Origin of the sequence: Peribacillus sp. FSL E2-0159 (assembly GCF_038643155.1) — a bacterium.
GTDB lineage: Bacteria > Bacillota > Bacilli > Bacillales > DSM-1321 > Peribacillus > Peribacillus simplex.
On the sequence record NZ_CP152053.1, the window covers coordinates 989,110 to 1,001,886 of the forward strand.

10 protein-coding genes are annotated in these 12,777 nt (G+C 39.4%); 7 read left to right on the forward strand and 3 right to left on the reverse strand.

Features of this window, described 5'->3' with window-relative positions:
* Positions 1-25 precede the first annotated feature (25 nt).
* Positions 26-1,036 (forward strand): iron ABC transporter permease, encoded by a 1,011-nt coding sequence (locus NYE63_RS04955; protein WP_342604300.1) that lies wholly within the window; start codon positions 26-28, stop codon positions 1,034-1,036.
* Positions 1,033-2,040, forward strand: a complete 1,008-nt coding sequence (locus NYE63_RS04960; RefSeq protein WP_342604301.1) for an iron ABC transporter permease — start codon at positions 1,033-1,035, stop codon at positions 2,038-2,040. Before NYE63_RS04955 ends, NYE63_RS04960 begins: the two co-directional genes overlap by 4 nt.
* Before the next feature lie 82 nt (positions 2,041-2,122).
* Here NYE63_RS04960 and NYE63_RS04965 read toward each other — a convergent pair whose 3' ends face one another.
* Together NYE63_RS04965 and NYE63_RS04970 are read right to left on the reverse strand one after the other, a co-directional pair.
* A complete protein-coding gene (locus tag NYE63_RS04965; RefSeq protein WP_342604302.1) occupies positions 2,123-3,070 on the reverse strand; it encodes a response regulator in 948 nt (315 codons plus the stop codon).
* A gap of 4 nt (positions 3,071-3,074) precedes the next feature.
* Positions 3,075-4,337 (reverse strand): sensor histidine kinase, encoded by a 1,263-nt coding sequence (locus NYE63_RS04970; RefSeq protein WP_342605682.1) that lies wholly within the window; start codon positions 4,335-4,337, stop codon positions 3,075-3,077.
* A 435-nt stretch (positions 4,338-4,772) separates the two neighbouring features.
* Here NYE63_RS04970 and NYE63_RS04975 point away from each other — a divergent pair, with 435 nt between their 5' ends.
* From NYE63_RS04975 to NYE63_RS04985, 3 genes are all read left to right on the forward strand, one after another.
* Positions 4,773-5,762 (forward strand): glutaminase, encoded by a 990-nt coding sequence (locus NYE63_RS04975; RefSeq protein ID WP_342605683.1) that lies wholly within the window; start codon positions 4,773-4,775, stop codon positions 5,760-5,762.
* Between the two features lie 198 nt (positions 5,763-5,960).
* Positions 5,961-7,595: an APC family permease gene (locus NYE63_RS04980; RefSeq protein WP_342604303.1), complete on the forward strand. Its 1,635-nt coding sequence runs from the start codon at positions 5,961-5,963 to the stop codon at positions 7,593-7,595.
* Positions 7,596-8,105: 510 nt separating this feature from the next.
* A complete protein-coding gene (locus NYE63_RS04985) occupies positions 8,106-10,001 on the forward strand; it encodes a PrkA family serine protein kinase (RefSeq protein WP_342604304.1) in 1,896 nt (631 codons plus the stop codon).
* 202 nt (positions 10,002-10,203) lie between these two features.
* Here NYE63_RS04985 and NYE63_RS04990 read toward each other — a convergent pair whose 3' ends face one another.
* Complete coding sequence (locus NYE63_RS04990) at positions 10,204-10,341, reverse strand: hypothetical protein (protein WP_342604305.1); 138 nt, start codon at positions 10,339-10,341, stop codon at positions 10,204-10,206.
* Positions 10,342-10,530: 189 nt separating this feature from the next.
* On the opposite strand from NYE63_RS04990, the gene NYE63_RS04995 reads away from it, so the two are divergent.
* Both NYE63_RS04995 and yhbH read left to right on the forward strand, forming a co-directional pair.
* Entirely contained in the window at positions 10,531-10,710 is a 180-nt protein-coding gene (locus tag NYE63_RS04995; protein WP_063235975.1) for a hypothetical protein, read from the forward strand.
* A 517-nt stretch (positions 10,711-11,227) separates the two neighbouring features.
* The gene (gene yhbH, locus NYE63_RS05000) at positions 11,228-12,397 is read left to right on the forward strand and encodes a sporulation protein YhbH (protein ID WP_063235976.1); all 1,170 of its coding nucleotides are present in this window, start codon (positions 11,228-11,230) and stop codon (positions 12,395-12,397) included.
* Positions 12,398-12,777 lie beyond the last annotated feature (380 nt).

The window sequence follows — 12,777 nt, forward strand, 5'->3', positions numbered from 1 at the left end:
TATAAAAAAGAGATGAGAGAGACAGATGACTAATGAAAATCAACGTTTCATCCCATTTATATATAAACTGATCATAGGGATCGCTCTATTCATAGCCATGTTCATTATTTCAATGGCATTTGGTGCGGCGGATGTTACTGTAAAAGATGTCTGGCAAGCTCTGACATCAGATGCTACTGGTGAAAAGATTTCAATCATTCGGGAAATCCGATTCCCTCGTGAAGTTGGGGCAATCTTTGTTGGTGCAGCACTTGCCGTTTCTGGTGCCATCATGCAGGGAATGACCAGGAATCCACTTGCCGATCCGGGGCTGCTTGGGTTGACGGCAGGAGCCAATGCAGGTCTGGCCATTACTTTGGCATTTATTCCAGCAGCTAATAACTTAGGGATTATGACTGCGTGTTTTATAGGTGCCGCTGTGGGGGCAACCATGGTTTTTGGCATTGCTGCGATGAAGAAGGGTGGTTTTTCTCCTTTACGGATCGTATTGGCTGGTGCTGCAGTCTCTGCATTCCTATTTGCCGTTTCGCAAGGGGTCGGCATTTATTTCAAAGTATCAAAAGATGTATCGATGTGGACTGCAGGCGGGAATATCGGAACATCATGGGGTCAGCTTCGTGTAATCGTCCCGTTCATTTTAATAGGCATCCTGATCTCCCTTATCTTTTCCAGACAGCTCACCATACTTAGCTTAAGTGAAGAAGTGGCGGTAGGATTAGGTCAAAAGACAACACAAATAAAGGCTGTTCTCTTCGTAGTCATCATTCTTCTGGCAGGAGCTGCCGTTGCGCTTGTTGGAAATATGGTATTCATCGGGTTAATGGTCCCCCATATTGTTCGGGCTGTCGTAGGTACGGATTATCGATTCATCCTGCCCATGTCCGCAATTTTAGGAGCCACTTTCATGCTTTTGGCCGATACGATCGGCCGGACGATCAATTCTCCATATGAAACACCTGTGGTAGCGGTTGTTGCGATGATAGGTTTACCTTTCTTCCTCCTAATCGTCCGTAAAGGAGGGAAAGCATTTTCATGATCCAGTCAGCTTTAGTCAAAAAACAGCGATGGCTAATCGGTGCCTTAACCGTACTCATCATCATTACCATCATTATCGGGACATGTTTAGGATATTCGAATCTTTCAATAGGGCGGCTGATTCCCACGCTTTTCGGGCAAGGGACGTTTAAAGAGGAATTCATATTATTTTCCGTCCGATTACCACGAATCATCATTACCCTTTTAGCAGGCATGGCCCTTGCACTGTCGGGAGCCATTCTACAAGGAATCACACGCAATGATTTAGCCGATCCCGGAATCATCGGTATCAACTCAGGAGCTGGTGTTGCCATTGCCGCTTTCTTTCTGTTTTTCCCGATTGACGCTGGTTCGTTTGTTTATATGATTCCGCTTGTCGGTTTTATCGGTGCGTTATTGACGGCCTGTTTAATATATATCCTCTCATTCAAGAGAGAGGGGGGCCTTGAACCCGTTCGGTTAGTATTGATCGGCGTTGGTTTTTCAATGGCGCTTTCAGGTCTGATGATTGTCCTCATCTCATCAGCGGAACGAGCAAAAGTCGATTTCATCGCAAAATGGTTAGCGGGAAATATATGGGGCACGGATTGGCCTTTCATTTGGGCAGTTCTTCCATGGTTAATCATCCTCATTCCATTCACTTTATATAAAGCAAATCGTTTGAACCTGCTTGGTTTAAGTGAACCGGTCGCAATTGGGGTGGGTGTATCGATTGAAAAGGAGCGGATCGTATTGCTAATCACTGCTGTAGCACTGGCCGCGGCTGCCGTTTCTGTTACAGGCGGAATTGCATTCATTGGTCTCATGGCCCCGCATATAGCAAAATCTTTGGTAGGACCTCGAAATCAACTATTCATTCCGGTCGCCATTTTAATCGGTGGATGGCTATTGTTGCTTGCCGATACGATAGGCCGTAATATAGTTGAACCCGAGGGGATTCCTGCAGGTATCATGGTTGCATTGATCGGTGCTCCTTATTTCATGTATTTATTGTTGAAAAAATAAGAACATGCTAAAATCCCTTGAAATCTTTCAGGGGATTTTATGTTTTTTTAATGCTTCTGTAGTTTTTTGTTTTAATCATTGATCATCTATATCTAATTATTTCATCAGGATTCAATCGTTTCGCTTCGAAATAAAATACTTGAATAAACTTTTTTGTATTTACCCGGGTAGGGGTAAGAACTATTGTTGAATCATTTTGCAGTTCTTTCATCTTTTGGCGAACGACAGTGAAATCAAAAAATTTAGAAGCGTAATTTTCAAACTTCGGATTTGAAAAATCCGTTAAACCGAGCGAAGCAAAATGATTTAACGAATGGTTAATCGTTCTTCGTATTCGCTGTTCGGCAGCTTTTATTTCCCGGTTGATATCAACCTGTAAAGCTGATGTGCCGAGCTTTTTTTTGGTGATTTCTACAAAGATATCTTTAAGGGTCGGGAAATGCTTTCCAAAAGTAAAAGTCCGTTCATACATAAATAAATATTGAAGCATTTCCATTAGATCTTTTGCACCATTTTCTCCCACGATCCCTAATTCCGATAAAAGAAATTCACCCACCTCCCTTATACTTTTTTCATGAAAATTATTGGATTTATCAACTTTGGGCTGTTCAAAATTTAATACACTATTTAAAGAGGCTTGGATATTTGTGATCGATCTTTCTAAATGAATACGTTCCATAACTTTTCGGATGACTGTTAATATTTCAATACGATTGATTGGTTTAGTAATATAATAATCGATTCCAAGTGAGTATGCCTCACCAATCAGCTCCTTTGATTCAACCTGCGAAATCATTATTATTTTCCCGTTAAATGTACTTTTTATATGACGAAGTGTCTCAATGCCATCCCGGATGGGCATTAATAAATCAATAAATAATATATCAATTTGTTTTAAATTCAAAATATGCCCTTCTAATAGAATTCCATCCTCGGCTTCCTCCACGACTTCTCCTAAATCTTCGTTCTCTATAATTTGGCTTAAGTTTGAACGTATGGCACAATCATCATCTGTTATAAAAAAACGCATGGAATCATCCTTTCTGGATCAACTTATGAATGGGTAATTTTATTAAAAAAACGGCGCCGTTAAAACTATTCTCAAACAGTATATCGCCTCCCAGTTCTTTTACGACTTCTTTAACATATGAGAGACCAATCCCAGTTGAAGGTGTCCCTAAATGATCATATTTTGAAGTGAATCCAGGTTTGAATATGACAGTTTGATATTTTTGAGGGATTCCAGGTCCAGTATCAGCCACTTTAAATTCTACATTGTCGCCAATTTCACACAAACTTAAACGGACGATTCCCTTTTCTTTAATTGCTTCCACTGCATTGGTTACTAAATTATTGAAAAGTGATAACACGGTATATACATGATAATGTGAATCGTTATTTCCATCCAATGAATATTCAAATTGAATATCCTTTCCAAGTGATATGGCATATTTTTCATTAATTCGGATGATTAAATGAAAAAGTTCAGCAGCATTCATATAATCTTTAAAACTTTCATTAGAGATTAATTTGGAGAGACCAGCAAAAATTCGTTGATTATCTTTCTTGACTTCATGCATTTCACCCGCGATGCGCAATGCTTTTTGACTATATGGCTCTGCAAGAACATGAAGCTGATTTTCCCGTTTTTCCAGTGCTTTTAATTCGCGATATAAATCATACGATTTCTTTGTAATATTCTCTGCATTTTTTAATGTTTTTTTTAAATGAATCGTTTCCTCGTATAAATTGGAAATGAGCATGAGCATATGTTCATTTTGTTTTCTGATTTGCCTTTCCCTTGATTGTGCTTCATATAGTTTCATCATATTAAAAAAGCTTAAAACGATAAAACTGTGGGCGAAAGCGATCATGATCATCTCGTTTAGTGATGCTAACGTAATTGTTGTTTCTAATACAATATATTGAAAGATTAATTCTACAGAGTCGGACAATATTTCGATAATGAGGCCAATAAATCCAATAATCAAAGATCGGTTTTGAAAGCGGTTGATTTTCACTAAATGAAAAAGAAAGGAATAGGTGAAATAAAAGAAAAAACTAGGATAATGAATTTCAAAAGCGGATGTCAAGGAAAAACTATCCTGCATGAAAAAATCTATTAAAATACGAAACGCCACAACCACTGTTCCTGTCAGGAAGCCCGAAAAAATGGCAGGTGTTTTCTGTAATAATAGTAAAAAGAAGAAAAGTACAGGCGGACCAAAACTTACCCGGAACGTTTCATTTAAAGGATAAAAACTCAATTCGCCTGCTAAGGGCACCGTTAACAACATCAAAGCAAGGATATTGACCTCTTTTTTCATTAACGTACTGAGATTCAAGTCGTCACCTCCCCATTTGTTTAAAAAATCAGTATACAGTTTCATCGGCTTCAATACAACGCTTACTTTGTTCCTGTATAGAACGGCTTATAACCAATTATGGCAAAACCAATCTGTTTTTCTATCCACAAAAAATGGTAACGGAACATGTAAGATGATCACGTTTTTTTAGAGGATTTTTATTTTTTAGATTTTGTAGGTTTTCGTATGATTATGTAGTTCCCAATTTAAAATTAACGGTAGATAGAAAGTTTTGAAAGCGCTTAACAATATTTAGAATATTCATTATGTTTTCATCGAATCTTTACAAGTAAGCTTGATGGCATTCGGTAAAACGCTCATATTGAAAAAATGATGATACAACAACTGAAGAGGTGGAAGAATGTGATTGAAGAATTGTCAAAAGAGTATGGCATTCACGTTAATACTCAAAAGCAAGCCGACTTAGATGGTTGGGTAGCACAGTACAGACCCTATGCTACTGAGGGGCAAACTGCCAATTATATACCGGCATTGAGAAATGCACACTTATCGCAATTGGGCATTTGCATACTGGAGCCTGGTGGAACGATGATCAAGTCAGGAGATTGGGAAGTCCCATTCACGCTGCAAAGTATTTCAAAAGTGCTCAGCTTTATAGCCGCATGTTTGGGTTGCGGCATTTCTTATGTGTTGGAGAGGGTCGATGTGGAACCAACCGGGGATGCTTTCAATTCAATTATTCGTTTAGAAATGCATAAGCCGGGAAAGCCGTTTAATCCTATGATAAATGCTGGAGCAATAACCATAGCTTCGCTTCTCCCAGGGGATTCTTCACAAAGGAAATTGGAATTTCTCTATGAGCTATTTGAAAATTTGTTAGGGAAGCGTCCGATCATCAATGAGGAAGTGTATCAATCTGAATGGCAAACTTCCCATAGAAATAGAGCTTTAGCTCACTATTTAAAAGAGACGAATTATTTAGAATCCGATGTAGAGGAAGCTTTAGAGGTTTACCTCATGCAATGTTCCATAGAAGTAACCACAGAAGACATAGCCCTGCTTGGACTGATTCTTGCACAAGATGGATACCACCCCATCCGTAAAGAACAAGTACTCCCTAAAAAAGTGGCTAAGCTGGCCAAAGCATTAATGCTTACTTGTGGTATGTACAATGCTTCTGGTAAATTTGCGGCTTTTGTAGGGGTGCCGGCCAAAAGTGGGGTATCTGGCGGGATTATGGCGCTTGTTCCTCCAAGTGCCAGAAGCGGGCTTCCTTTTCAAGAAGGATGCGGCATTGGTATATACGGACCTGCCATTGATGAATATGGGAATAGCTTAACAGGTGGAATGCTATTGAAACAAATGGCACAAGAATGGGATCTAAGTATTTTCTAAAAAAGAGAAAATTTCTTCATATAAAAAATGCAATATAGGGACATCCATATATTTGCCTTATCAATTTACTAAACTTTATCAAGAGGTGATGTAAATGCAGCAATTACTTTAAGATGTAATTGGACGCACTAGTGCAAATCATTAATCCAGTTACTTTTAAACGTAAGGAATAATTTTGGAAAGCATGGTGATGAACATATGAATAATATGCAGCGAAAGATGGGAACATTTTCGTTAACGATGGTAGGACTCGGGTCTATTATTGGCTCAGGTTGGTTATTCGGAGCTTGGAGAGCGGCACAGATTGCAGGACCAGCTGCCATTATCTCTTGGATTATCGGGATGGTTGTTATTTTATTTATCGCACTTTCTTACAGTGAATTAGGGTCTATGTTTCCTGAAGCTGGAGGAATGGTAAAATACACGCAGTACTCTCATGGTTCGTTTTTAGGGTTTCTTGCAGGTTGGGCAAACTGGATTGCAATTGTTTCTGTAATTCCAGTCGAAGCGATTGCTTCGGTTCAATATATGAGCTCATGGCCATGGAAATGGGCACAGTGGACACATGGTCTGGTGGAAAACGGGAGTCTTACTGGGGGAGGCTTGGCAATTGCCTCTGCATTATTGGTCGTCTACTTTTTATTAAATTACTGGACAGTTAGTTTGTTTTCAAAAGCAAACTCATTTATTACAGTCTTTAAGGTTATTATACCTGGACTTACGATTGGTTCACTTTTATTTGCTGGTTTTCATGGGTCCAATTTTACGTCTGCAGGAAGTATCGCTCCTAATGGTTGGGCAAGTGTACTTACTGCTGTTGCAACTTCTGGTATCATCTTTGCATTTAACGGTTTTCAAAGTCCAATTAATATGGCAGGTGAGGCAAAGAATCCTGGACGTTCGATCCCAATTGCAGTAATTGGCTCGATCTTAATTGCAACGGTTATCTACGTTTTATTACAGGTTGCGTTTATTGGAGCCGTTGATCCGTCCATGATTGTGAACGGATGGCAACATTTGAATTTCAATTCACCGTTTGCTGACTTAGCAATTGTTCTAGGCATAAACTGGTTGGTTATTTTACTATACGTTGATGCTTTTATTTCTCCTTCCGGGACGGGAATAACATACACGGCGACAACGTCACGAATGCTTTATGGAATGGAAAAGAATAAATATTTACCAAGCGTTTTTGGAAAACTGCATCCACTTTATGGTATCCCTCGTCAAGCCATGTTTTTTAATCTGGGTGTATCTTTCTTATTTTTATTCATGTTTAGAGGCTGGGGTGTTTTGGCAGAGGTAATTTCGGTTGCGACATTAGTCTCTTATATTACAGGTCCAGTTACTGTTATGACATTAAGGCGCACAGGTCAGGATTTGTACAGACCATTACGTCTAAAAGGATTAAGCATCATTGCACCACTTGGCTTTGTTTTTGCTTCTTTGGTTCTATATTGGGCAAGATGGCCACTGACAGGACAAGTATTATTTATCATTATGATTGGTCTTCCTGTTTATTTCTATTATCAATCAAAAATAAAATGGAAGGGATTCCGACAAAACTTCTCGGCAGGGCTTTGGATGGTTGTTTACTTACTCTGTATGATGACCATTTCATACTTAGGCAGTGAAAAGTTTGGTGGACTAAACATAATCCCATTTGGTTGGGATATGGTCATCATTACATGTTTTTCTCTAGGGTTTTATAGTTGGGCAATTAAGAGTGGATTCCAAACAGAATATTTGGAACAAGGACAAAAAGTAAATGAAGACTTGAGATCGATGGAGAATAACATTGCATCTCAAACGGATAAAAAGAACGCTGTATAAATGATGAAGCCACTTCATTGATTGGCATGCTCCAATAAGCTATTACATTCGTTGAATGACTTCGGAAGTGCTTCTTTCTATTTATATTGATGAGGGAGCAAAAAAGGGGGACGGCAAATTTAATTTGCTGTCCCTCTTTTTGGAGTTTAAGAAAAGGCTGTTATTTTTATTTCACACCTGGTTTATCGTCATACCCGGCAGTGAAGATAGCGGCTAAAAATGTAATAGCAACTCCAACGATAATAACTGTGCCCATGTTGTGACCTCCCTTTACCCATATTGTCCCACTTAAGTATAGGCTTAGTATACCCTAGTTTTTAGCAGGAGTGCACACAAATTTTCTTGTCGGCAAATTTGTCATCAATTCTTCAATGATTATGCCTTTTTCGATACATGGAGAGTCAGGGGGGGATCGAAACAATGCCCGCCACTTTTTAAAGTCTGACATGTTTGTCAGACTTGGAGCATAGATTTAAGTATTCTCTGAAAGTGACAGGGGGAGGTTCCTTAATGGATATTTTAAAGAAAATCGAAAAATTTAGAGAAGATGAACAGAAGCTGAAGTGGGAAGGCACCTTCGCAGAGTACTTAGAAATATTGAAAGAAACGCCTTTAGTTGCTCAATCTGCTCATTCACGTGTATACAACATGATCAGAGATGCAGGGATAGAGGAAGTAAATGGGTCAAAGAAATACAATTTTTTCAGCGGTCAGTTGTTTGGTCTTGAAGATTCACTGGAAAGGCTTATCGAGGAATATTTCCATCCGGCGGCCAAGCGGCTCGATGTCCGTAAGCGGATATTGCTTCTCATGGGTCCGGTGTCAGGCGGGAAGTCCACACTCGTTTCTTTACTGAAGCGTGGACTTGAAAATTATTCGTTAAAAGACACTGGTGCGATTTATGCAATAAAAGGATGCCCGATGCATGAAGATCCACTGCATCTCATTCCGCAATATTTACGGAATGATTTTTTTGAAGAATATGGCATCCGGATTGAAGGAAACCTATCGCCTCTGAATGTAATGAGGTTAGAACAGGAGTATGGAAGCAGGATTGAAGATGTGTTGGTCGAGCGTATTTTCCTTTCAGAGGATAAGCGTGTTGGAATTGGAACATTCAGTCCTTCTGACCCTAAGTCACAGGATATAGCTGATTTGACGGGCAGCATCGATTTTTCGACCATTGCCGAATACGGATCTGAATCAGATCCGCGTGCCTATCGCTTTGATGGCGAGCTGAACAAGGCGAACCGCGGGATGATGGAGTTCCAGGAGATGCTGAAATGTGATGAGAAGTTCTTATGGCATTTGCTATCATTGACACAAGAGGGGAATTTTAAAGCAGGACGTTTTGCATTGATCAGTGCAGATGAACTCATTGTGGCTCATACGAATGAAACGGAGTATAAAGCGTTCATTTCGAATAAGAAAAATGAAGCATTGCATTCCCGTATCATTGTCATGCCTATTCCATATAATCTAAAGGTTACCGAGGAAGAAAAGATTTATGAAAAAATGATCCGTGAAAGTGATGTCTCGGATGTTCATATAGCCCCGCATACATTAAGGGTGGCGGCAATCTTCAGCATCATGACCCGCCTGAAGGATCCTAAAAAGGGCGATATCGATTTAGTGAAAAAGATGAGGCTTTATGATGGGGAAAATGTCGAAGGATTTAATTCCGCAGACATCAATGAATTGAAAAAGGAATATCAGGACGAAGGCATGAGCGGAATCGATCCGCGTTACGTGATTAACCGAATTTCCTCTACGATCATTCGTAAGGAAAATCCATCCATTAATGCATTGGATGTACTTATGTCATTAAAAGCAGGTCTTGACCAGCATCCGTCCATTACGAACGAACTTCGGGAGAGGTATTTGAATTTCATTTCACTGGCACGTAAAGAATATGATGCCATTGCAAAAAATGAAGTGCAAAAGGCATTTGTTTATTCATATGAAGAGTCGGCGAAGATCCTCATGGATAATTATCTGGATAATGTGGAAGCATACTGCAATAAATCAAGGCTACGCGATCCATTGACTGGGGAAGAAATCAACCCTGATGAAAAATTGATGCGCTCGATAGAAGAGCAAATTGGAATTTCCGAGAATGCAAAAAAAGCATTCCGCGAAGAAATATTGATTCGCATTTCTGCATATGCGCGTAAAGGTAAGCGATTCGATTATAATTCCCATGATCGTTTACGGGAAGCGATCCAGAAAAAACTATTCGCGGATTTGAAGGATGTCGTTAAGATCACTACTTCAACGAAGACACCAGACGAAAGGCAACTGAAGAAAGTGAACGAGGTCATCACGAGACTTATTGACGAGCACGGATATAATTCGACTTCAGCCAATGATTTGCTGCGCTATGTGGGCAGCTTGTTAAATAGGTAATCCATACTTTTTTGCCCCTGCCCCATATCGGGCGGGGGTTTAAAATAAGAGGAATCCAATCAATTCGCTTCAACTTCTGTATCCCTATTGAAATCATACATCTTTTGAAGGTGTTAAAGGGTGCTTTGACAAGGAATGAGAAATAATATACTAACAAAGCACCGGGCCCTTCTGAATGGGGGGAGCCCGGTGCTTTTGATTTCTATTTAGTTACATTCAAGCCATACTGTTCAATAAGTGTAATAAGTTGATTCGGTGATAGTTTGTCTTCGCTATGATCGATTTTAATTTCTCCATCGTCAACATCGATGATCGCACGTTCCACACCTTCCGTTTTCAAAAGTATGGACTCCAGATTTAAAATCGGGCCTTCTGACGTTGCTTCCTTTACATAAAGGGTATTTGTTGCATACTTCTGGCACCTCCTTACATTTGCTCATAATGACTTATCTATACCCCATATTTCGATTAGATATGTTACGTTTTGGATTTGGAAATATTGGGTATCAATAAGTAGAGGTGATGGAAAATGAGTAAAGAGGAATTGAAAAAAGAACATGTTCCGGAAAATAGCTCGATGGCTAAGGACTATGAAGAGATGAAAGAACTTGGAAAGCAGATGGAAAATCAAAGGACGAATGAAGAATTGAAAGAGTGGGATAAACGCCCAGGTACAGTTCAACATGAAATAGAGGAAGATAAAGATTGACGAATATCACAACCAGAATCATTCTATCTGTGTAAAAGGGGTGTCCAGAAAAACTACTGGGGCACCCTTTTTGTTGTGTTTCATTGCTTTTTAATGATATGTCCATGGAAGTCTCTGTTTTGCAGATCAATAATGTGGCTAAGTTCAAAAAGATATTTAAAATTATCCTATAATCCGACAAATGAAACCTGCTTAGAAAACGAACAGACCTGATGATCATCAGGTCTGTTCGTTTTCTTGGAATACTTATTTTGCAGTAACATTTAGAAAAAAAACCTTGAAGGGCGTTTAATGCCCATGTCAGGACTTGTCTAGTTCGTAGGCAAACATCCATTATTGAATTTTTTTGTAAATTATCCTGCATCGCTGCATAAGATAGAGTAATACTTTTCTTTTAATCCGTTTTTTCGCACTGTATTTTTTATTGGAAAACCGGAATGATGTGGGCATTCCCACACTAATTTATAATATGAAGGAATGATGAAAAGCGTGCAAACATTTTTAAGGGGGGAAGAGAATGTCGGAAGAGAGTAATCAACAGTATGTTATCTCACAGGAAAATTGGTCCCTCCATCGGAAAGGGTATGATGATCAACAACGTCATCAGGAAAAGGTGCAGGAAGCGATCAAGAATAATTTGCCTGATCTAATTTCAGAAGAAAGCATCGTAATGTCCAATGGCCGGGATGTTATCAAGATTCCCATTCGCTCCTTGGATGAATACAAAATTCGTTATAACTATGATAAAAACAAACATGTAGGGCAAGGCGATGGAGACAGTAAAGTGGGGGATGTGGTCGCAAGGGATGGCTCACCGTCCGATGCTGGAGCCGGTAAGGGCCAAGGTGCAGGTGACAAGGCCGGCGAGGACTATTATGAAGCAGAAGTGTCGATGATGGAATTGGAGGAAGCCCTGTTCAGTCAATTGGAACTCCCTAATCTTCAGAAGAAAGAACACGCGGAGCACACGCTTGAACACATCGAATTCAACGATATCCGCAAGACAGGCTTAATGGGAAATATCGATAAAAAGAAAACGATGATATCGGCTTTCAAACGGAACGCATTAAGGGGGGACCCAGGTTTTCATCCTATTTATAAGGAAGACTTTAAATTCAAAACCTGGAATGAGATTCAGAAACCTGATTCCAAAGCAGTTGTACTGGCAATGATGGATACTTCCGGAAGTATGGGGTTATGGGAAAAATATATGGCTCGAAGCTTCTTCTTTTGGATGAACCGTTTCTTGCGGACAAAATATGAAACGGTGGAAATCGAGTTCATTGCCCATCATACCGAAGCGAAAGTTGTTCCGGAGGAGGATTTCTTTTCAAAAGGGGAAAGCGGCGGTACGATTTGTTCGTCCGTATACAGAAAAGCATTAGAACTTATTGATCATAAATATGACCCCGTGAAGTTTAATATCTATCCGTTTCACTTTTCCGATGGTGATAACCTTACATCAGATAACGTCCGATGCGTTAAGCTTGTTGAAGAACTCATGAAGGTTTCCAACATGTTCGGGTATGGGGAAGTCAATCAATACAACCGTCATTCGACATTGATGACAGCTTATAAGAACATCGATAATGAAAAATTCAGGTACTATATTCTTAAGCAAAAGGCTGACGTTTTCCATGCGATGAAGAGCTTTTTTAAAGACGAAGAAAATAAGAAGTATGCATAAAGAAACGAGTTAGTTTGTTCTTGGTTGTAGGGAAAGCGTCGTTCTCTCTACAATCTTTTTTTATTTATCGTTCAATTGATTTAAAAATATTCAGTTCCACAAATTTTTCCGACTATATTAGTTTGCAAAGCTAATCGTTGAACAAATCTGTCCAATGAGGCAGATGAATAGCATTAACCGATTCAAGATATAATGTTTTGTTTTCGTTCACGACACTCCGTTTTGAGCCTTTTTTACCGGCTTGATGATTTCTTAAGGGAGACACAATAAAAAAATGGTTTATATCATTTCATTTTTGAAACGATATGATTTTGCAAATATTATAAAATAAAGTAGCAGTGAGGAAACTTCCCTAAAACCCCATTGTAAAAGAAGACCCA

Excerpts from the sequence above, each read along its gene's own strand:
- NYE63_RS04955 (WP_342604300.1), top strand. The coding sequence starts at position 26 with ATGACTAATGAAAATCAACGTTTCATCCCATTTATATATAAACTGATC.
- NYE63_RS04960 (WP_342604301.1), top strand. The coding sequence starts at position 1,033 with ATGATCCAGTCAGCTTTAGTCAAAAAACAGCGATGGCTAATCGGTGCC.
- NYE63_RS04965 (WP_342604302.1), bottom strand. The coding sequence starts at position 3,070 with ATGCGTTTTTTTATAACAGATGATGATTGTGCCATACGTTCAAACTTA.
- NYE63_RS04970 (WP_342605682.1), bottom strand. The coding sequence starts at position 4,337 with ATGTTGTTAACGGTGCCCTTAGCAGGCGAATTGAGTTTTTATCCTTTA.
- NYE63_RS04980 (WP_342604303.1), top strand. The coding sequence starts at position 5,961 with ATGAATAATATGCAGCGAAAGATGGGAACATTTTCGTTAACGATGGTA.
- NYE63_RS04985 (WP_342604304.1), top strand. The coding sequence starts at position 8,106 with ATGGATATTTTAAAGAAAATCGAAAAATTTAGAGAAGATGAACAGAAG.
- NYE63_RS04995 (WP_063235975.1), top strand. The coding sequence starts at position 10,531 with ATGAGTAAAGAGGAATTGAAAAAAGAACATGTTCCGGAAAATAGCTCG.
- yhbH (WP_063235976.1), top strand. The coding sequence starts at position 11,228 with ATGTCGGAAGAGAGTAATCAACAGTATGTTATCTCACAGGAAAATTGG.